The following is a 19,182-nucleotide window of genomic DNA, read 5'->3' as shown; positions in this document are numbered from 1 at the left end:
TTTCGCTTAGCCATAAAAAAACGCCCTTACGGGCGTTTTGGAAAATGGATGATGGCCTTACATGGTCGCCATTTGCCAGTATTCAAGCCTGGCGTTGGGGTTTGCCAGCAAGGTCTTGCAACTTTCCTTGTACTTGGCCATCAGGTTACCAAGACTGGATGAACCGGCCATGGAGGCTATCTGCCGGTCGCGGGTATCTTTGAGCGCCGCATCCAGGTCGCCTTCACCATAGTATTTGCCTGCCAGAGCCAGACTTTCATCGGCAGAGGCCTTAAGACGCTCACCCACTGCCTGCATTTGCGGCGCATTCATGGCGGCAATGGCCTCTGAGCTGATTTGATAATAGGCCGCACATTCCAGCAGTTCACCTGCCAGGGCTTTTTCGGCTTCGCCTGCCAGCGCTGGCAAACTGATGGCCGCAGTCAGGCCCAGGGAGACTAAAAGATGGGAGAATGTAACGCGCATTGAAGCCATAACTGTGATTTCCTTCAAGGTTTTTGGCAAAACTACACGAAGCGGTGGACGACAATCAAGTATTGATTGCCCTAAGCCTTTGCCTGAGACCGCCTTTTGCCAGCGCTTTATCACGCACTGGCATGACGCGCCAGACGGAAGCGCAAGTGCGTGCGGGCCGCTGGCCACTCAGTGTTCAACAGCGAAAACACCACTGTGTCTCTCAAAGTGCCGTCTTTCATAATTTGGTGATTTCTCAGCACACCATCCTGTCTTGCCCCCAAACGGGCAATGGCCTCGCGGGACGCCTGATTGTGCCAGTGGGTTCGAAACTCTACGGCAATGCAATCGAGTTCATTAAAGCAGTAGTCGAGCAGCAGCAACTTGGTCTCTGTGTTGATGCCACTGCGCTGCGTACTCTTGCCATACCAGGTGTAGCCAATCTCTGCCCGTCTGTGCTCAAGCACCCGATTGCAAATGCGGGTACAGCCCACCACTTCACCGCTGTGACGCGCCCTGACGGCAAAGGGAATGGCACTGCCCTGCGCTTGCTGTGCCAACGCTTTTTCGACATAGGCCTTTACGCCATCGGGCTCAGGCACACTGGTATACCACAGCTCCCACAGTTTGCCGTCAGTCACGGCCAGTTGCAGCGCCGGAACATGATTCAGACTGAGGGGTTCGAGAACAACGAGTTCTCCAGACAATTGTGGCGCAGTGAGGTTAAACATCAGACTTCCCGGGAGTGTGAATGGCTTCCCCTGTTTTATCAGAAAAAATCGATAAAACCATAGCGACAGCGAAAGAAATACCCCTTACCTATCATACTTTATACCCTTGTAAATCATCCTTTCGCACGAGTCCAAAGCAGCAAAAAGCCGCCTACTCTTTTTTGAGTACCTCAAACCAGCCAAGCGACTGAATCGAGGCAAATTTCCATCAGCACTCGTTCAGCCACGCGGTTTTATTCCATTGACCGGAATGTAACGACAAGGATCCGCCATGAACGCACCTCGCATCACCCGTGTAGCCCACGCACTTAGTCCACTTTTTGTCGCCTTGCCCACCCTGGCACTCTTATCGGCCTGCGCCGCGTCGGCGCCCGAGGCAGAAAGTGCCGCGCCTGCAGAAAAGGCCATGGTCGCCAGCACGCGCACCCTGGCGTCTTTCAAGCTCCCCCCCGAGGAGCAGGCTTGTTACGATCGCGAGAAAGAGCCCTATACCTCGGTGGTGGATGCCCACTTTCACCCAAGGCCCTTTGGCGGCGCGGCCATCCCACCCGAGGAGCTGTTCGGTCTCTTTGATAAAACCAGCGTGCGTTTTGTGAACTATTTCGGTATTGGCCAGGTGCTTGACCTCAAGTCAGGCTGTACCTACTACCTCGACTGTCAGGGCGTACCCGCCTCGCCCAGTATCAAGAATGACTTTGTCAACGGTATGGAAGTGGTGGCGTATCCCCACGACAATCTGCATATCACGCTGTCGATGACCTTTATGGATCTTGCCCATCCGGAGAATATTGTCCAAATCATCGAGTTGTATGACAAAGAATACCCCGGCATGTTCAGCTGGAGCGGTGAGCTTAACGTGATGAAACAGGCTCTGGTCGGCAACCTGCATGAACCTGCCACCTTCGAGAGCATCGATGGCTGGGCACCTTTTATGGCGGTACTGCGTGAGCGCAATATTCCGGTGACCCTGCACTCGGATCTCGGAAAGGATGAAGACCCCACCAAGTATCTGCCGTTGATGGAATACCTGCTGGATAAGTATCCCGACAATAAAATTGTCTGGGCCCACATGGGACTGTCGAAAGAACTCACCACCATTCCGCCCAACCTGCACGTGTCCATCATGAAGGACTTGCTGGATAAGTATCCCAACCTGATGCTGGATATCTCCTGGGACGTGCTCTACAACGCCTACCACCAGTGGGGGCCGATATTTATCGACTTCTTCAACGCCTACCCCACCCGCATCTTGCCGGGCTCTGACTTTGTGGCCGCCAATACCAAGGCCAGAGACCAATACGCCAAGGAGCTTGATGTCACCGGCAGAGCCCATAAGTTCATGGATGACAACGCGTTTCGTCATATTGCCCTGGGGGAAAACTACTTCCGCCTCATGAACCTCGATTACCACGCCCCTCAAGTCTGCAAGAAGACCGGCAACTAAGGACGGACTATGGCCACGAAATCATTATGGCTCGTGGCCTGTGTGCTGACCCCGGCGGTGACTATGCCTGTCACTGCCCTGGCTCAGCAGCAGGTATCAGACGAGCGCGACCATGAACCGAACCAGCAAAGCGATGTAAACCCCATAGAAACCCCGGACACGGATAAGGCCGCCTTTTGGGAGGACACCAGCCTTATTCTCAAACCCCGAACCTATTATCTCGACAGAGACAGGGATACCAAGGCTGACAGCGTTGGCTGGGCATTGGGGGGGGCTCTGGAGTACAAATCGGGCTGGCTGGGAGACTGGCTCAGAGTCAATGCCACCCTGTACACCTCACAAAAGCTCTATGGGCCGGACGACAAGGACGGCACGGGTCTTTTCAAGCCGGGGCAGGAGAGTTTTACCGTGCTCGGCGAAGCCAACCTGACGGTGCGCTTTGCCGAAAACCACGGTATGCGCATAGGCCGTCAGCGCTTCGAGCTGCCCTATCTTGGCAGCCACGATATCCGTATGGTGCCCAACACCTTTGAGGGCATTGCCATCGGCAACACCTCCAAAAGTGGCTTTGGCTACATGGCAGGCTATGTGGACAAGATAAAGGGCAAAAGCGACGATGATTTTATCTCCATGTCGGAGGCCGCGGGCGCTGAAGACAGCGATGAGGGCACAGGTTTCGCCGGTGCCAGATACATAGCAGCGGGTGGCACGACTGTGGGCGCCATATATCAGCGCACCTTCGACACCTTCGACACCTTCTTTGCCAAGGTCGAACACCCCTTCGAAATCGTCAAGGGCAGTACCATCAGTGCCAACCTGCAGTACACAGCCCAACAGAGCAGCGGTGATGAACTCATTGGCGACTTTGACACCCAGATGTTGGCCGCCAAGGTCGAGCTGAAACATGGGCCATTCAGCTGGCGCTTTGGCGCCAGCACCACGGATGAAGACCACGGCATCATCAAGCCCTTTGGCAACCCGGCCAACTACCTGTCAGTGATTGTGGATGACTTTGACCGGGCCGGCGAAGATGCCTATATGTTGGGCTTTTCGCTGGATTTGGGCCGGGTGGGCCCGGGGGACATGAGCCTTTTCACCAATATCGTTCATGGCGATACCCCTGAGACGGGCCCGGCCGCCAGCGCCGATGAAACCGAATACGACCTGACTCTGGATTGGCGGCTCAAAGAGAGTTGGAGTGACCGCATTTGGCTGAGGATGCGTGCAGCCTATGTGGATCAGGACGACGACTTTGCCGGCGCTGACGATTTCCTCGACTTCAGAATCATCGTCAATTACGACTTCAACCTATTGTGATCCAACGAACGACAAGGAAAGCCACATGAAACCATCCTTAACAGGCATCCTGGTGACCGCAGCGCTGCTGGCCCCCGGGATGTCATTGGCAGAAATCAGCGACAAGCGCGCCGAGGAGATAGCTAAAGAGCTGGCAGCCCTCAAGGCCATGAAAGCTGAACTCGATGCCCAAAGCCGCGAGTTTGAACGCCGTATCGCATCACTTGAGTCTGAAGTGACTGAAGCCTCGCCGGAGTCGGCGGCCATCCTGAGTGCCGAGGCCAAGGGTGTTGACAGTCAGACTCCGGAAAAACGCCCGCCGCCAAAACCCCGGGTAGAACCCAAACGGGAAAGTGGTATTTTTGAGCCCGGCAAGGGCTTTGTTCTCGCCCGTGATGAGTGGGGCGAATTGGATATCAGCGCCTTTACCTATGCCCGCTATCTCAATCAAAAGGGGCTCGATGATAGCTACACAGACAGCTTTGGCCGTACCAGCAATCTGGATATCCGCAACGATCTGCAGTTTCAGAAAATCACCCTGAACTTTAAAGGCTGGTTGTTTGACCCCAGATTCCGCTACCTGCTGTATGCCTGGACCTCGAACACCAGTCAGGGCGATCCGGCGCAGGTGGTACTCGGCGGCAATATGGGTTTCCAATTTGATGAAGCCTTTAATCTTTACGCCGGCATCGGTGCCTTGCCATCCACCCGCTCCACCAACTACACCTTCCCCAATTGGCTCAAGAATGACCATCGCACCATAGCCGATGAGTTTTTCCGCGGCTCTTACACCACGGGGCTCTGGGCCAACGGTAAACTGGCCGAAGGGCTTGAATACCGCGCCATGATAGGGAACAACTTAAGCCAGCTCGGGGTGAATGCTGCCCAGCTCGACGGCGAGTTCAATACGATGTCCGGCGCGCTCTGGTGGATGCCCACCACGGGTGAATATGGCCCGGGACAGGGCCTCGGTGATTATGAATACCATGACGAATTTGCCACCCTCTTTGGGGTTCACTTCACCCACAGCCGCGAAGATGCCCAGGGCCAGCCCGGTACCGAAGGCTTTGAAAACAGCCAGTTGAGATTATCAGATGGGACGCTTATTTTCAGAACCGATCCCTTTATGACGGGTGGCGACATCCGTAAAGCGACCTATCAGATGGCGGCGGTGAACGGGGGCTTCAAGTACAAGGGATGGTCGCTGGAAGCCGAGGTGTACCAGCGCTGGCTGGACGACTTTGTGACCACGGGTCCCATTCCGGTGGACTCGGTGGACGATTCGGGCTTCCAAATCCAGGGCAGTGCCATGGTGATCCCCAATAAGCTGCAAGCCTATGCAGGCTATTCGCAAATATTTGGTGATTATGGCGATCCGTACGATATCACCGTAGGGGTGAATTATTTCCCGCTGGGAAGGCGTGAGCTGAGGTTAAACTTCCAGGGTCTGTACCTGAACGACTCACCCGTGGGTTACTCCAGCGTGCCATTCCAGGTGGGCGCCAATGGCTGGGTGTTCTCGAGCGACCTGATATTGGCGTTCTAATGCACTGCCATGCAAAAAAAGGATGCCGTTGGCATCCTTTTTTATTGGGGCAAACTCAGCCTCGTGTCAGTCAGCACTTAAAAGCCGTGCTGGCTGCCCGCGACCCTGAACCAACCCGCGATACTGGCTCTGTCGACTTTTGTGGGCATCACTTCGTGGGGAAAGCGCTCCGACAGGAAAATGACCAAGCGCCCCATCAAGGGCGCCAGCTCTTCAATCAGACTGTCGTCTTCTTCGTAGAGCTTGAGCACGCCGCCGTGCTCTGGCTGCCAATCCGGATTCATAAAAAAGACCGTCGTTAAAATACGATTCTGGCTGCCTTTTAAGGCATCAACGTGTTTTTTATAGAAAGCACCGGGACGGTAGAGCGCATAGTGGCTTTCGTAGTCGAACAGCCCCATAAACAGGCGGCGGTTAAGGCCATTTTTAAGCGACTCCATCAGCGACAAATAGCTATTGTCCACCGCGCAATGGGGCTCGAGCCAACGAATGCTGTCGCGGCGAATGTCGGTATTGCGGTGCTGTTCATGGCCCCTGCCAATACTGGCGGGTTTAAAGGTTTCGTCAGCCTCGGCAAAGACCTTATCTCTTAATCTGGCAACTACCCCGGGTTCGAACAAATCATCGATACAAATATAACCGCGATCGACAAGCGCATCTGCGATGCCATCGAGCACAGACTCACTGAACTCACAAACCATGATTGCAAGACTCAAACAAAAGCCACGCTTTCGCTGTACTCAAGGGTCCGGGCGGGAAAATGGACCATTATTTCGAGGTAGGGCGTCAATACGGCCTTCGCAAATCAGTCGCTGCAAAGGCCCCGGAAAACGCGCAAATTTTAGTGGAGAAACGACTCAGTGACAATCAAAATAGATTGTTATAAATCAGTCAGATAGAAGCTTGTAAAGTCGTACGTCCACAGCAGGTTCGCCAAAAGGGATGTGACCCGAGAACTGCAGACCCAATTTTTCCAACAACCGTTGGGACGGCAGGTTATCTTTCGCCACGATGGCGATCACCTGCGCCAAACCAAAATCCCGCCGCATTGCCATACAGGCTCTGGCAGCTTCGATGGCAAACCCCTGTCCGTAAAACTCGGGTAGCAGCGCATAACCTATGTCCACTGCCGGCAGAGTATCGCGCCGGATAAGGCCGCATGTACCGATAAAGCGGTCGTCCCCGGCAAGCCCAATGCGCCAAAGCCCAAAACCATGCTCGCGATAACTCTGCAGCGGGCCGTCTTTGAGGTAGCTGTGGGCACTTTCAAGGTCCTTGACTCCCCTGTCGCCAATATTGCGAATAAAGTCTGGTGTGGTGAGCAGCGCAAGAATGTCATCGGCATCTGCCAGAGTGAATTCGCGCAAAATTAAGCGCTCAGTGAAGATGGGCTCCAAGGTAACTCCTTCAGCAAGGCCGCAGGATTTTTCTTCGCGGCGCAAATTTATTAACCCTGACTATACTTTAGCTGTCATCGGGAAGGAAATTCATCATGCAGAATATTTCTCAGGGACGACGGCCCTATTATGTGACTGCGGCCATGGTCGCCGCAGAGCTTAACCACACACTCGCCAGCTGCAAGGAAATTAATCTCACCGCCAGCAATGCCCAGGCCGCCTCAAGCCGGATTGGCAGTGCCGCCCTTGGATTCAAGGCGCTAACTCACTATATCGATGAGCTGGCCGGTTACACCAAGCGTGCGGCCAACGAAATCAATCAGCTGGCAAAGGAAGCCAGCAAGCTGGCCACCCGCACCGCTCGCACCGCCACGGCCCTGCATTATTTTCACGCCGCCCGCGATAAAGCCAGCACAGCCATCTACGCCTACAGCATGGCTGGCGCCATCGAAACCACAGAAGAGCATTACGCCAAACTGGAGAGTGATTTCAATCAGGTGCTCAGCAAGATGCAGGTACAGTTGTTGGATTTAAAACAAAACCTGCGCAGCGCCAACGCCCTCGCCTCCATCTGCCGGGTAGAGGCTTGCCGGGTCGATGGACGATTTCAGACCATCTTCGTGGACGTGGCCAACAAGGTCGATACGGTTGCCGCTCAGATCCGCGAGCGGGTTGACACCGCCATACGCCTGTTCGATTCCCATTGACGTTAAGGATTAACCAATGAAGACACAATTACTGGTCGAGACCCCGACTCACAAGTGGCTGTATTTCGGCAGGGACCCCGAGAAGAACGACAAAATCATCGACACCAACCAATATCTGGTTCAAAGCGGTAATCAGTCGCTGTTAATGGACCCAGGCGGCATTGAACTCTTTGCCCCCATGCTGGCCAGTCTGGTTCGCCACATCCCCCTTGAACAGCTGACCTATCTTTTTGCCTCCCACCAGGATCCGGATATCATCTCATCCCTTGGCCTGTGGGATCAGACTCTGCCCAAGGCCAAGCTTTATGCTCCCTGGTTATGGGAGGGATTCATCCGTCATTTCGGTATGAATAACATCAGCTACGAACCCATTAAGGACAAGGGCGGCAAGTTACAGGTGGGCGACGTTGAGCTGCAGTTCATCCCTGCCCATTACCTGCATGCGTCCGGCAATTTTCACGTCTACGACCCGGTAGCTAAAGTACTGATGTCAGGGGATGTGGGCGCGGCCCTTGAGCCCGCCGAGGCCGACATCTTTGTGGATGATTTTGCGAGCCACATCGGCAAGATGGAATATTTCCACCGCCGCTGGATGCCCTCCAATCGCGCCAAGAGTAATTGGGTGGCGCGGATGCGGGATTTGGATATTCAGTATATGTGTCCCCAACACGGGCGTATCTTTAAAGGACCACAGGTCAAATCCTTTCTGGATTGGTTCGACAGCCTGGATGTGGGTATCGGTCTGGATTAACGCAAAAAGGCCCCAGTGGGGCCTTTTTGATTTACTGCACTCGTTCAGAGGTAGCGAGCGTACTGCATACCATCTCTGCCGGGCTTCGCCGGCGCATCAACGGCGGGCGTCCCCAGGTACAGAAATCCGACTATCTGGTCCATATCAGTCAAGCCAAGCGCCTGATGCACCGCCGGGTCAAAGGCGAAATCGCCAGTGCGCCAAATCCCCCCCAGGCCCAAGGCAAACGCCGCCTGCTGCATGGCCATGGCCGCACAGCCGGCCGCAATTTGCTGCTCCAGCACTGGTACCTTGGGGTGCGCCTGGCACTTGGCCACTATGGTAATGACCATGGGCGCACGTTTTGGCATAGACGCGGCTTTGGCAATAAAGGCCTCGTCCGCCCCCTGATTTCTGGCGGCGGACTCAAAAATGCCACCCAGTCGGTCCAGACCGTCGCCGGTGGCGATAATGAATTCGAAGGGACTCAGGGCGCCATGGTCCGGCACCCGCAGAGCGGCATCGAGTATGGTCTTCAGCTCGGCGTCATTTGGCGCTGGGTCGACCAAACGGGGACAGGATTGACGGGTAAGTAATAAGGTTAAAGCATCCAATGAGTTATCCTCTTATTCATTTATCCTGTGCAGGATAGCAAATCGTCGGGGCAATGAAAGCAGATTTACCCCGCTGCCCTGCCCTTTACAACTGAATCCGGATAACCCGCTGTGCCTAGTCCTTGTGCAGGCCGAAGCGTTTTGCCAGCCACCAATCCAGACTGGTCAACCGGCCGCCCCCCATGGCAAACAGCGCCAGCAACATCACAAAATAGGTGATGGCAAATTCAATACCGTTGTTGAGCACCACAAAATTGCCGCTGCCGGTGAGCCAGTCGTAATTACCGTGCTCCTGCAGCAAACTTTTGGCTTTGGCGAGCCGCTCGGCCGACGCAATAACCTGTTCGTTGGCAAGCCAGCTGGAAGGGTCTGCAATGGCAAGCCAACCATTTTGCCAGTGCACCGTGAAGGCGGCCACCAGCATGGTAATCATCAGCGGAATGGAGATAAGTCGGGTAAAGAGTCCCAATATCAGCAGGATGGCACCAAAAAACTCAGTGCCTGCCGCAAGTGCCGTCATCAGCTCAGGAAAGGGCAAGCCAAGACCCCAGTCCGGATTGCCAAACCAGGCAGCAGTGTCGTCAAAGTGGCTGAGTTTGTTATAGCCTGCCTGCATCAGCACGGGGGCCAGATACACCCTCAACGCCAGGGGGGCCACTGCCTCACCAAGATGCCGGGCTTGAAGGTTAAGAGAATGAATAAAGTGCGCCATAGGTCCTCGCCAAAATCAGATGCTGTGTGATTAAGACCTGTGACAACCCATCTTTATTGCAGGAGCCTGTTTATTGCTGAAGCCTGTTTAATAAAAAGGCCGCAGAACACCTTATCTGCGGCCAGCCACCTGTTGCCAGTTTAGTCGGGCTCGTTGGCAAGCTCTGCCAGGTCTTTTGTCAGAGCATCGTATTCATGCCAGAGCTTTTTGCTTTGCTTATCGGACAGGTCCCGATAGATGCTCATGACCAAACGACCAAAATTCTCGCTGTTTTCGCGCACCGCCTGCTGATGTTTCTCTGACTTCAGGGTTTGCGGGGCTGTCATCAGGAGTTGCAGCCTGCTGCGCAGCAAAGGGGTATCGGCTCTTTGATTGAGGGCGGTTTCAAACTGTCTGAGCCATTCGTGACGGTATTCAAGCCACATATCCAGAGTCGACAGCCTTGATGTGTTGGATGCATGGATCATGGCTTTTTGCTTGTCCGATAACTTGCCTATCCACTTTTCGGCCCGTTCGGTGAGCCGTTCATCTGAGTCGGCAATCAACTCTTCCTGTGTTTTACCGGCATATTCGGCCACCAGTTTGGCCTCTTCCTTACGAAGCTGTTCGATAATGCCGGATACCTGCTCGTCTGACAGACTCTGCACAATGGGCAAGATGCCTTCAAACACATGTTCAAACAGCCGAAACCAGTGAGACTGGGCATAGTTGACCTCTTCGGCCCAGGCGGCGGGTGTTAAGGTACCGGAAAGCATCTGTTGCTTGATGCTTTCCAGCTGAGCCACATAGCGGGGCAGCTCCTCACGGCGATGCCAGTCGATAAACTCGTCCAGCACCGCATCAAATTGCTTCTGCTGGTCGCGGTTTAAATCCACATAGTCATCCAACTCCCACTCAATGGCCCAATCGAGGAAGTAGTAACTCATCTTGGTCGAGCAACCCGCGAGTAAAAAAAGCGCCAGACCCATTACTGCCAGAGCACGTTTCATAGATGTCCTTTTCTGTTATGGCTTAGGGAAGGGTAACAAGGGCCAGCGGAAATGGACAAGGCGTCAACTCTTGGCCAATTGTAAGTATCTGTGAAACCAGCAAAGATAGTCTTCATCCCCCGACTCCCCTGCCATCAGCAGCGCCCAGATAGCGCCAAAATACCAATGCAGTGCCACCGCATCCACCACCCTCGCAGACATGGAGGACTCCAGCTGTGGATGGGCATAAAGGTAGGCGTTCATCAGTGCAGTACGCTCTGGCGCCGACAAATTGTGGCTTGCCAGCACGGCGGCAAGATCCCACAAGGGGTGTGAGGCGCAGGCATATTCAAAATCGATGCAAAACAATTTGCCCTGATGACGAAGCAAATTATGGGGCGTGAGATCCCGATGACTGTACTGGTAAGCAAGCCCCATGGCTTCGAGGCGCGCCATGGCAGCCTCAACATTGGCAAATTCTGCAGCCAGTGCCTCATAGGCCATACACCAGCGGGGATCCCGGGCCCATTGCGATTTGCTCGCTTCCAGCGCCAACTCATAATCCTGCCACTGGGTGGCAAAACCTTTTACATTGGTCGGCACCGGCAAGGCCTGCAGTCCCAGCAGCAAGTCGAGCAGCAGCCGGGCCGCGTCTGAAGGGCCTGTGCATTCCTGTGCAATTTTAGAGGCCGTGGTTGTATTTGGATGGCAAGTATCCGTTTGAGACGCTAAACCGGGGCGAAATTGACTCAGGGGGACTTCCTGATAGCGCTGCTGCCAGCCACCATCGTCCAGCAAGGGAGAGAGATAACAGCGGCCATCGGCGCTTTGGGCCATCAAGGTCGGCGCGAGTCCCGCTGTCGCCGCAAGGCGCCAGTTGTCTGCTTCAAAGGCCCGCTGACAAAAGGCGCTGCTCTCATCGCGGTTCACCCGCAGCACATAGGCACCTTCGCGGGCAAAGAGCGCCAGGTTATGGTTACTCAGCCCCCGGGTCAGCGGCTCGAGGCGATACCCATCGGCGAAAAAACCGGTATCGGCAATAAATGCGAGCACCTCGTCGGTAATACCCGGAAGCGATTGCGTCCGGGATTCCTCGCTTGGCTTGGTCGCCAGAGGCATTGTCATGACTTAAGCGCCAGCTCGGGGGGGCGCTGCTCGGCCGCCGCCGCACGCCACACGAAGTAACCGGCCACCGCCAGCCCCACGTAGAACACAAACAGCAGGGACGTCATCATCAATCCCTTACTGAGGTAGAGGTAGATGGACACCACATCTATCACCACCCAATAAAGCCAGTTCTCCAACACCTTTTTCGCCACCAGGAAGGTGGTCATCACCGCAAAGCAGGTGGTTGCCGCATCGAGATACGGGAATGAGGCCTCGGTAAAGGTGGCCATCAAATGCCCCACTGCAAGGGATGCGATAGAGGTCAGCGCTATGATGCCCAGATGCTGTTTAAGCGGCCAACGCTGGACTTTGAGTTCATCCTGGCCATCCTGACGCCACAGCCAATAGCCGTAAATGGCCATGCCCATGTAGTACACATTCAGCGCCGACTCCATCAGCAGCGCGACTTCATAAAAGAGCACCGTGTAAATGGCTGTGCTGGCAAAGGCCGCTGCCCAGCACCAGCGGCTGCGTTTCATCGCCAGCAGCAAGTAGGCCATGGCCAGTATCACGGCAACCCCTTCCCAGGCCGACAGCACCTGCATTTCACCAAAGGCGCTGTGAAAGGCTCCGCCAAGCCAGCCCCAAAAATCCGCCTGCATGGGTTACTCCGAGTGGGACAGGTCGAGTTCGCCGCCAATAAACTTGCAGACAAACACAGCCTTGCCGAATTTTTCGTGTGCCGCCTGCATTTCGCTGGCCAGCATAGCCATCACCTCGGCATAGTCGCCCTGCACCTGAGTTGCCATGGCGTTGGTGCGACGGACAATTTGCGGGTAACTGTCGAGCCTGCCGATAAACCAGCGGATGGGCTCGAGGTAATTATCATGCAGTGGATACATGCTGATTTCAGCGGTGAGTTTCATCATTAGGTTCCTCATCAAGCTTCGCGGGCGCGCTTACATGCGCGCCCGGATTCAATCATTTCAATTACAGAAAACGCACATCCAGGGTCACGCCAAAAGCGCGGGGATCGCCAAAGCGGATATATTGCTTGTCCGCCCAGCCATTATCCGGCTCATTGCCAAAATAGAATCCCCGGACACCATATTCTTCATCCAGCAGATTGCGTCCCCATACATAGACAGACCAGATATCGCCTTCATAGCCTGCGCGGGCATTGAGCACTGCATAGTCTTTGGAAACTGAGTCGTTGGAGTCTGAATAGTAGAACTTGCTCTTGCCATTGGCATTGAGGTTGGCAAAAAAGCCTGAGTCGGCACGCCAGGTGGTGCCCAGTGACCAGGTCCAATTGGGTGCATGTGCCAACTCGCGGCCAGAGAGGTCGACCAGGCTGCCATATTTGTCCTGATAGCTGTAGTCACCGTACTCAGCTTTGAGATAGCCCAGGCTGCCGTAGAAGTGCAGGTTATCGGTGGCATACCAGTTCAGGTCAAGCTCGGCCCCGTAATTGGTTGAGCTGCCGGCATTTTCGGTAAAGAGAACGAAACGCTGGGGTTTGGCAGGGTCCTGTTGGGATGCCGATACCTGCTGATCTTGTCTGTCCATAAAGAACAGTGCCAGATTGGTGTCGAAGTTGCCTTCTAGGAAGCTCGACTTAAGACCAATTTCGTAGTTGTAGAGGACTTCGGTATCGAACTCCTTCTTATCGGCAAACTCAGCAGGCAGCGACATGTTAAAGCCGCCCGCCTTGTAACCGCGGGCAATGCGGCCATAGAGATTATGCTGCTCATTCAGCTGCTTGCCGATGGCAATATGGCCTCCCCACATGGTCTCAGATGGGTCAAAGGCATCCCCTGCATCATCGCTGTAATCGGCATCACGACGCTCAAGACGCAGCCCCACGGACAGGTTTATCTCCTGCCCCAGGTCGCTGTCGAGCTGACCGAAGATGGCCAGGTTGGTCGCTTCATAGCTGGAGCGCAGGGCTTCATCTGGCCAACCGTTGTAAAAAGAAGCGAGGTCGTTGTCTTCTTTAAGCTGCATACCATACAGGCCAACGAGCCAGGCAGTGCTGTCACCCCAAATCTTGCCGGCCTCGTTACTGGCCAAACGGAACTCCTGGGACACAGTGCTGCGATCGCCGCGCTTATCCCAGGTGTAATCGTATTCGCATGGCAGGAGCTCAGCATAGTCACCATTACCGTTGACATCGTAATCATCGGTGCACTGGCGTGCGGCCCAATATTCGGGGTTCGCCCAGTCGCCATCGTAACCGTGATGATGGTCAGTTCCGGCAAAGCTGGTCAGCGAGGTTAACTCGGCCTTATCAAAGCCATCGTACAGCACCTTCAAGCCCACACCCGTGGTGCGCTGGGCATCTGTGCCCGGCATGTCGGTCAGGGTATCAAAGCCATTGTTATCCAGCGTCCAGGCATCGTAACCATTGTCAAAGTCGGCGTGCATCAGGGTGAAGTCTACCTGAGTATGGTCGTTGGCATACCAGCGCACCTTGGTTCTGAAACTCAGTTCATCACGCTCGTTGGTGTCTGAACGGCCAAGGTACAGGTTGTCACGAAAACCGTCCTGGCGGTGCTGTTCAATGGCAACACGGTACAGCAGTTCCCCAGAGTCCATCATGGGGCCGGAGCTGAAACCGGCGAAGGTTCTGAGATTGTCATTGCCGATGCTCAGCTGGGCGCCGTGTTCAAACTGCTCTGTGGGGTCGTTGCTCTTAAGGTAAATCAGCCCAGCCAGCGCATTGGCGCCATAGCGGGTACCCTGAGGACCACGAAGTACTTCGACTTGCTGCAGATCGTACATGCTGGACACCATGCCCAGGCCTGACAGGTCGATATCGTCAATCAAATAGCCAACGGATGAGTTGGGCGCGCCCTTGTAGTCTTCCTGCTCGCCTACACCGCGGATCTGAAAATAACGGGGCCTGGAGGTGCCACCGGACCAGTTGAAATTGGCCACCGAACCCAAAATATCTTCAAAGTGCTGAGCCCCTTCATCTTCTATCTTCTGGGCATCAATCACGGTCACGCTGGAGGGAATTTTTTCAACCGAGAGTCCCCGAAAATCGGCCGTCACCAGCATCACTTCCATGGGATTTTCTTCAGCGGTAGCCTTGCTGTCGGCGGCAAAGGCCAGCGACGAACATACGGCCAAAGACACGGGTGCCAGGGCAAACAGGGGAATACGGGATTTAGTAAACATTTGGACCTCAACAAAATTTGTATGAGATCCGGCAAGCTCGGAGTGGCAATCAATTTGCAGTATCAGCCCATTCCTACGCCGGTATCAGCCGGATCAGGTTCTAAGGGTTTGTCCGAAGACATCTCAGTCTGCATACAGCAGACACCCCTTGGCGCGGCCAATTATACGCCCATATTCCACCGGGATGATACTTTTGTTGCAAACCTCGGGTGGAAATTTTCACTCCCGTGACAGCAGCTCTGGGTAAGTCACCGGTGTGAGAAACAGCACACAAAGGTAAAGTACACACAATAAGCCCGCAGCAACAAAAACACCGGCAATGCCGGTGTTTAATCATGACCATCGAGCGCCAGCGCAGCTTAGTTGGAAAATGCCTTGCGCACATAGACCTCATAACGGCTGGCGGATGGATTGGGCGCCGCCGAGCTGACTTGCATCTGCTGCATGCCGTGGAGTTTAAGCGACTGCCAGCTCTGCCCTTCTCCGTCAATCACCAGTCCCTGGGTATCGTACCAGGTAAAGCGATACTGCAGCCTGAGATCGGTAGCCACCCGACTCTGAATGAGCGCATGGGCCGTGAGCAAGTCTCCGCTGCTGCTCATTTTAAGTTCCCCCACAGACACCTCTCGACCAAAGGTGCTGTTATCGACCCGGGTCTCCCCCGACGACGACGCCGAAATCCCTGCCGTATGCTTGGCGCAGCCACCGGCAAGCACCACAAGGGCCACCAGTAAAACCAGCTTTGCAATCTTCATAGAACCTCCTGTTTTGGAAACCATACGCAGCGCCTGTGCCGTCAGGCTTCAGACCAAATTAAGCATAAAAAACCTGTGTCATCCTCGCCAGCGTACCTGCGTCAGTGTAGTCGCACTTTGCTGAATACCCGCTGATTAGAGTGAAGCCTACAGTATTAACCAGACAGCTTAATCAATCAGGAAGTGCGCCCTGGCCGTGGCTATCAGCTGTTTGCGGTTGGTTTGCCAGCAACTGATGTTTACATTGGCAACCCGCCGCCCCTGCCGGGTAATAATACACTCGGCAAAGGTATCCTTATGCAGACCAGCCCTCAGATAATCAATTGAAAAGTCGACTACTTTTGGCACTCTCGAGGTTTGCATAAATACCATTAACTGCACAATTGCCGACATTTCCATAAAACCGGCAATCACACCGCCATGAATGGCGGGCAGCACGGGATTGCCAATATTGGCGTCCCGTGAGGGCAAGCGGCACACCAGCTCATCGCCAAATCGCTCCACTTCCATACCGATGAAACGGGCATAGGGCACTTGCTCCAGCAGATGACCAAAGTCATTGAGCTCGGCCACCCGGCGCACAATTTCCTTCACATCCATGGGTTTGGGACTTTTGCCCTCATCGGGACAATGGGCAAGTTCAGTCACCACAGGGCCAAGGATCACGTTGTCTTCCAAGAGCGCATTGCGGAAGGTTTCCCCCACCATCTCAGGGCTGATACGCATAAAGGAGCCAACCGCATGGGCAATGGGCTCATCTATGCTGTCCTGATAGGCGATGGCACGGGTAAAGGCGATGTTGGATGATAAGCGGTAGCATTCGGCAAAGGCATACACACTCTTGCCGGGTTCGGCCGGACGCATATAGTCGACCCGCAAATCCAGGGTGGGCGAAATTTCCAGGGTTTGGAATTTCTCCTGAATGGCGCAGACCACGGCCGTGCCGCTGGCTGTGTCTATCAGGGTGGTGATAACCCCGCCGTGGATAACCCCGGTATCAGGGTAGCCAATCAGCGCCTGACTATAGGGCAGCTCCAAAAGTACATGATGCTCACTGCCTTCATGCACCTTGATACCCAGACGCCGACACTGGGCCAGCTGGCTGACAAAGCGTTGTGCCAGCGGCGTGAGCTCAAAAAAATCCGGATTAACTTTCATAACACCGCCAATCAGCGCTGGGCAAGCATGGGGCCCAAAGGCTCGCCGCCCACCAGGTGCATGTGAATATGGTAAACCTCCTGGCCACCATGACTGTTACAGTTCATGATGAGTCGATAACCATCTTTGGCAATACCCGCTTCGTCCGCGAGCTTGGCGGCCACGGTAAACATACGGCCGAGTGCCAGCTCATCCGATGCCTTCACGTCATTGGCAGTGGGAATAAGATGATTGGGCACTATCAACACATGGGTCGGCGCCTTGGGGGCAATATCGCGAAACGCGGTCACCAGTTCATCCTGATACAGGATATCGGCAGGGATTTCGCGGCGGATAATTTTGCTGAAAATGGTTTCTTCGGCCATGGTGAACTCCATATGCTGTCAGGGTTGGCTATCCATTCCTGAGGAAAAAGTGGCTGTTTTCTGCCTTGAATTCAATGGGCTTATCATAGCAAGACCCAGCACATTTGGGTAAGAGAAAAGCCAACTCCCTTTGCCAACAGAGCTGGAATTTGGCAGCATGCCTGCATCATTGATTTCGGGAACCATTATGATCCGCTACCGCATTATTCCAAGTGATCCCAAGGCTCATCTGTTTGAGGTCAATCTGGAGATCCCAACCCCCGGTGTTCACCAAGTGCTTTCGTTGCCAGCCTGGATCCCGGGCTCGTATATGGTGCGTGACTTTGCCCGCAATCTGATTGGCATCAAAGCCTGGCAAGGGAATAATCCCGTCGCTCTCACTCAACTCGATAAACAACGTTGGCAAGTGGAAAACCGCTCTACAGAGCCGCTGGTACTGTCATATCAGGTGTACGCATTCGACCTGTCAGTGCGCAGTGCTCATCTGGATATGACCCATGGATTTTTCAACGGCTCCAGTGTGTTCCTGGCGGTAGAAGGTCAAACCGACAGGCCGCTGCGGGTTGAAATTCAGGCGCCGACCGAGATTGCCCTCAACCATTGGCGAGTGGCGACTACACTGCAAAGGCGCAGCGGTGATGCCTGGCGATTTGGCGCCTTTGAAGCCGAAAACTATGACGCCCTTATCGACCATCCGGTGGAAATGGGTGACTTTACCCAGGCAAGCTTTGAGGCCTGTGGTGTGCCCCACCACGTCGTGCTGACCGGCCGCCATCGCTGCGATATGGAGCGACTGTGCCAGGATTTAAAAGCCATCTGCGAAACCCAGATACAACTGTTTGGTACGCCTGCCCCCTTCGATGAATACCTGTTTATGACCATGGTATTGGACAACGGCTTTGGCGGATTGGAGCACCGCAGGTCCACGGCGCTGGTGTGCTCACGCAAAGATTTGCCGCTGTCCATGGATGACAAAGTCAACAAGGACTATCGCACCTATTTATCCCTGTGCAGCCATGAGTATTTCCACAGCTGGAACGTCAAACGGATCAAACCCGCCACCTTTATTCCCTATGCGCTGGACAGTGAAAGCTACACCCGGCAACTGTGGGCCTACGAAGGACTCACGTCCTACTATGACGACCTGCTGACGCTGAAAGCAGGCAAAGTTGATACCCAAACCTATTTGGACATGCTCAGTGAAACCATGACCCGGGTATACCGTGGGGTTGGCCGTTTCAAGCAAAGCCTCAGGGATTCGAGCTTCAATGCCTGGACCAAGTTCTACAAGCAGGATGAGAATGCCCAAAACGCCATCGTGAGTTACTACACCAAGGGGGCGCTCTTTGGCCTGTACCTGGACCTCGTTATCCGAAAGGAAACCGCAGGTAAAGAGAGCCTGGACTCCCTGATGCGCCTGTTATGGACGCGCTTCGGCCTGACCGGTAAAGGCACGGAGGAAGAGAGCCATCAGGCACTGGTGGCAGAGCTTCTTGGCCGGGATGTGAGCGATATTTTTGCCTACCTGGACAACACAGACGACTTACCCCTTGCTCCGCTTCTTGCCGAGTTTGGTGTTCGTATGGAGCTTAGGGCCGCCAGCGGTCAAAACGACACCGGAGGCGGTAAACCTTCACCACTGACACTGTCCCTTGGTGCCAAATTCAAGGCCGAGGCATTGGGGGTGAGAATTCAAACGGTGGCAGAGTCCGGCAGCGCGCATCTGGCCGGTTTATCGGCCGGTGACTTACTGATTGCCGTGGATGGGCTTCAGGCCACTGCCAATCTTGAAAACGTGCTTAACAGTTACAACGAAGGTGATGAGCTGGCACTGCATTTCTTCCGCCGCGACGAATTGATGACCTCAACCCTGACACTTAAGCCGGCACCGCTGGATACAGTGTCACTGCATCTGGAAGATGCCGGGGCTATCACCGCCTGGCTTGGTTAACGGCGTTTTTGCCAACAAAAAAGGCGTCCTGGACGCCTTTTTTACTGCTTATCTGCATTGCTCAT

20 protein-coding genes and 1 riboswitch are annotated in these 19,182 nt (G+C 54.6%); of the genes, 6 read left to right on the top strand and 14 right to left on the bottom strand.

All coding sequences use genetic code 11. The annotated features are described in order from the left end of the window. Positions 1 to 57: 57 nt before the first annotated feature. Positions 58 to 474, bottom strand: coding sequence for a hypothetical protein (locus K0H63_RS07850; protein WP_258405675.1), 417 nt, complete (start codon positions 472 to 474; stop codon positions 58 to 60). A gap of 110 nt (positions 475 to 584) precedes the next feature. Beyond that, the gene (locus K0H63_RS07845; protein ID WP_220067455.1) at positions 585 to 1,184 is read right to left on the bottom strand and encodes a GNAT family N-acetyltransferase; all 600 of its coding nucleotides are present in this window, start codon (positions 1,182 to 1,184) and stop codon (positions 585 to 587) included. A 271-nt stretch (positions 1,185 to 1,455) separates the two neighbouring features. On the opposite strand from K0H63_RS07845, the gene K0H63_RS07840 reads away from it, so the two are divergent. Genes K0H63_RS07840 through K0H63_RS07830 form a run of 3 tightly spaced genes read left to right on the top strand, consistent with a single transcriptional unit; the run spans position 1,456 to position 5,470 of the window. Continuing rightward, on the top strand, positions 1,456 to 2,628 hold the full coding sequence (locus tag K0H63_RS07840) for an amidohydrolase family protein (RefSeq protein ID WP_220067454.1): 1,173 nt from the start codon (positions 1,456 to 1,458) through the stop codon (positions 2,626 to 2,628). Between the two features lie 9 nt (positions 2,629 to 2,637). Further along, positions 2,638 to 3,945, top strand: a complete 1,308-nt coding sequence (locus K0H63_RS07835) for an OprD family outer membrane porin (RefSeq protein WP_220067453.1) — start codon at positions 2,638 to 2,640, stop codon at positions 3,943 to 3,945. A 25-nt stretch (positions 3,946 to 3,970) separates the two neighbouring features. Then, entirely contained in the window at positions 3,971 to 5,470 is a 1,500-nt protein-coding gene (locus K0H63_RS07830) for an ATP synthase subunit B family protein (protein ID WP_220067452.1), read from the top strand. 77 nt (positions 5,471 to 5,547) lie between these two features. Here K0H63_RS07830 and K0H63_RS07825 read toward each other — a convergent pair whose 3' ends face one another. Together K0H63_RS07825 and K0H63_RS07820 are read right to left on the bottom strand one after the other, a co-directional pair. Then, complete coding sequence (locus tag K0H63_RS07825) at positions 5,548 to 6,171, bottom strand: 2OG-Fe(II) oxygenase (protein WP_220067848.1); 624 nt, start codon at positions 6,169 to 6,171, stop codon at positions 5,548 to 5,550. A gap of 186 nt (positions 6,172 to 6,357) precedes the next feature. Continuing rightward, a complete protein-coding gene (locus K0H63_RS07820; protein WP_220067451.1) occupies positions 6,358 to 6,867 on the bottom strand; it encodes a GNAT family N-acetyltransferase in 510 nt (169 codons plus the stop codon). Positions 6,868 to 6,962: 95 nt separating this feature from the next. Here K0H63_RS07820 and K0H63_RS07815 point away from each other — a divergent pair, with 95 nt between their 5' ends. Beyond that, entirely contained in the window at positions 6,963 to 7,574 is a 612-nt protein-coding gene (locus K0H63_RS07815) for a chemotaxis protein (RefSeq protein WP_220067450.1), read from the top strand. Positions 7,575 to 7,590: 16 nt separating this feature from the next. Next, complete coding sequence (locus K0H63_RS07810; RefSeq protein WP_220067449.1) at positions 7,591 to 8,325, top strand: oxygen-binding di-iron domain-containing protein; 735 nt, start codon at positions 7,591 to 7,593, stop codon at positions 8,323 to 8,325. 44 nt (positions 8,326 to 8,369) lie between these two features. On the opposite strand, the gene K0H63_RS07805 is transcribed toward K0H63_RS07810, so the two are convergent. The 10 genes from K0H63_RS07805 to hinT all read right to left on the bottom strand — a co-directional run bounded on the left by K0H63_RS07805 (position 8,370) and on the right by hinT (position 17,166). Then, positions 8,370 to 8,918: an NAD(P)H nitroreductase gene (locus K0H63_RS07805; protein ID WP_220067448.1), complete on the bottom strand. Its 549-nt coding sequence runs from the start codon at positions 8,916 to 8,918 to the stop codon at positions 8,370 to 8,372. Between the two features lie 115 nt (positions 8,919 to 9,033). After that, the gene (locus K0H63_RS07800) at positions 9,034 to 9,630 is read right to left on the bottom strand and encodes an HvfX family Cu-binding RiPP maturation protein (protein WP_220067447.1); all 597 of its coding nucleotides are present in this window, start codon (positions 9,628 to 9,630) and stop codon (positions 9,034 to 9,036) included. A gap of 140 nt (positions 9,631 to 9,770) precedes the next feature. Next, complete coding sequence (locus K0H63_RS07795; protein WP_220067446.1) at positions 9,771 to 10,619, bottom strand: DUF6279 family lipoprotein; 849 nt, start codon at positions 10,617 to 10,619, stop codon at positions 9,771 to 9,773. A 63-nt stretch (positions 10,620 to 10,682) separates the two neighbouring features. Beyond that, positions 10,683 to 11,723, bottom strand: coding sequence for a phosphotransferase (locus K0H63_RS07790; RefSeq protein WP_220067445.1), 1,041 nt, complete (start codon positions 11,721 to 11,723; stop codon positions 10,683 to 10,685). Continuing rightward, complete coding sequence (gene pnuC / locus K0H63_RS07785; RefSeq protein WP_220067444.1) at positions 11,720 to 12,367, bottom strand: nicotinamide riboside transporter PnuC; 648 nt, start codon at positions 12,365 to 12,367, stop codon at positions 11,720 to 11,722. Before pnuC ends, K0H63_RS07790 begins: the two co-directional genes overlap by 4 nt. A gap of 3 nt (positions 12,368 to 12,370) precedes the next feature. Beyond that, positions 12,371 to 12,631: a hypothetical protein gene (locus K0H63_RS07780; protein WP_220067443.1), complete on the bottom strand. Its 261-nt coding sequence runs from the start codon at positions 12,629 to 12,631 to the stop codon at positions 12,371 to 12,373. A 64-nt stretch (positions 12,632 to 12,695) separates the two neighbouring features. Beyond that, a complete protein-coding gene (locus K0H63_RS07775) occupies positions 12,696 to 14,888 on the bottom strand; it encodes a TonB-dependent receptor (protein WP_220067442.1) in 2,193 nt (730 codons plus the stop codon). Positions 14,889 to 14,941: 53 nt separating this feature from the next. Then, positions 14,942 to 15,047: riboswitch (TPP riboswitch) on the bottom strand. Positions 15,048 to 15,247: 200 nt separating this feature from the next. Beyond that, complete coding sequence (locus K0H63_RS07770; protein ID WP_258405674.1) at positions 15,248 to 15,643, bottom strand: YcfL family putative periplasmic lipoprotein; 396 nt, start codon at positions 15,641 to 15,643, stop codon at positions 15,248 to 15,250. A 168-nt stretch (positions 15,644 to 15,811) separates the two neighbouring features. Continuing rightward, on the bottom strand, positions 15,812 to 16,801 hold the full coding sequence (locus tag K0H63_RS20260; RefSeq protein ID WP_220067440.1) for a PaaI family thioesterase: 990 nt from the start codon (positions 16,799 to 16,801) through the stop codon (positions 15,812 to 15,814). 11 nt (positions 16,802 to 16,812) lie between these two features. Continuing rightward, entirely contained in the window at positions 16,813 to 17,166 is a 354-nt protein-coding gene (hinT, locus tag K0H63_RS07760) for a purine nucleoside phosphoramidase (RefSeq protein ID WP_011759563.1), read from the bottom strand. Between the two features lie 187 nt (positions 17,167 to 17,353). On the opposite strand from hinT, the gene K0H63_RS07755 reads away from it, so the two are divergent. Then, complete coding sequence (locus K0H63_RS07755; RefSeq protein WP_220067847.1) at positions 17,354 to 19,117, top strand: M61 family metallopeptidase; 1,764 nt, start codon at positions 17,354 to 17,356, stop codon at positions 19,115 to 19,117. The last annotated feature ends 65 nt before the right edge of the window (positions 19,118 to 19,182 follow it).

It is taken from the genome of Shewanella zhangzhouensis (assembly GCF_019457615.1).
Lineage (GTDB): Bacteria > Pseudomonadota > Gammaproteobacteria > Enterobacterales > Shewanellaceae > Shewanella > Shewanella zhangzhouensis.
Note: the sequence above shows the minus strand (reverse complement) of the source record. Positions and strands in the feature narration are given on the sequence as shown.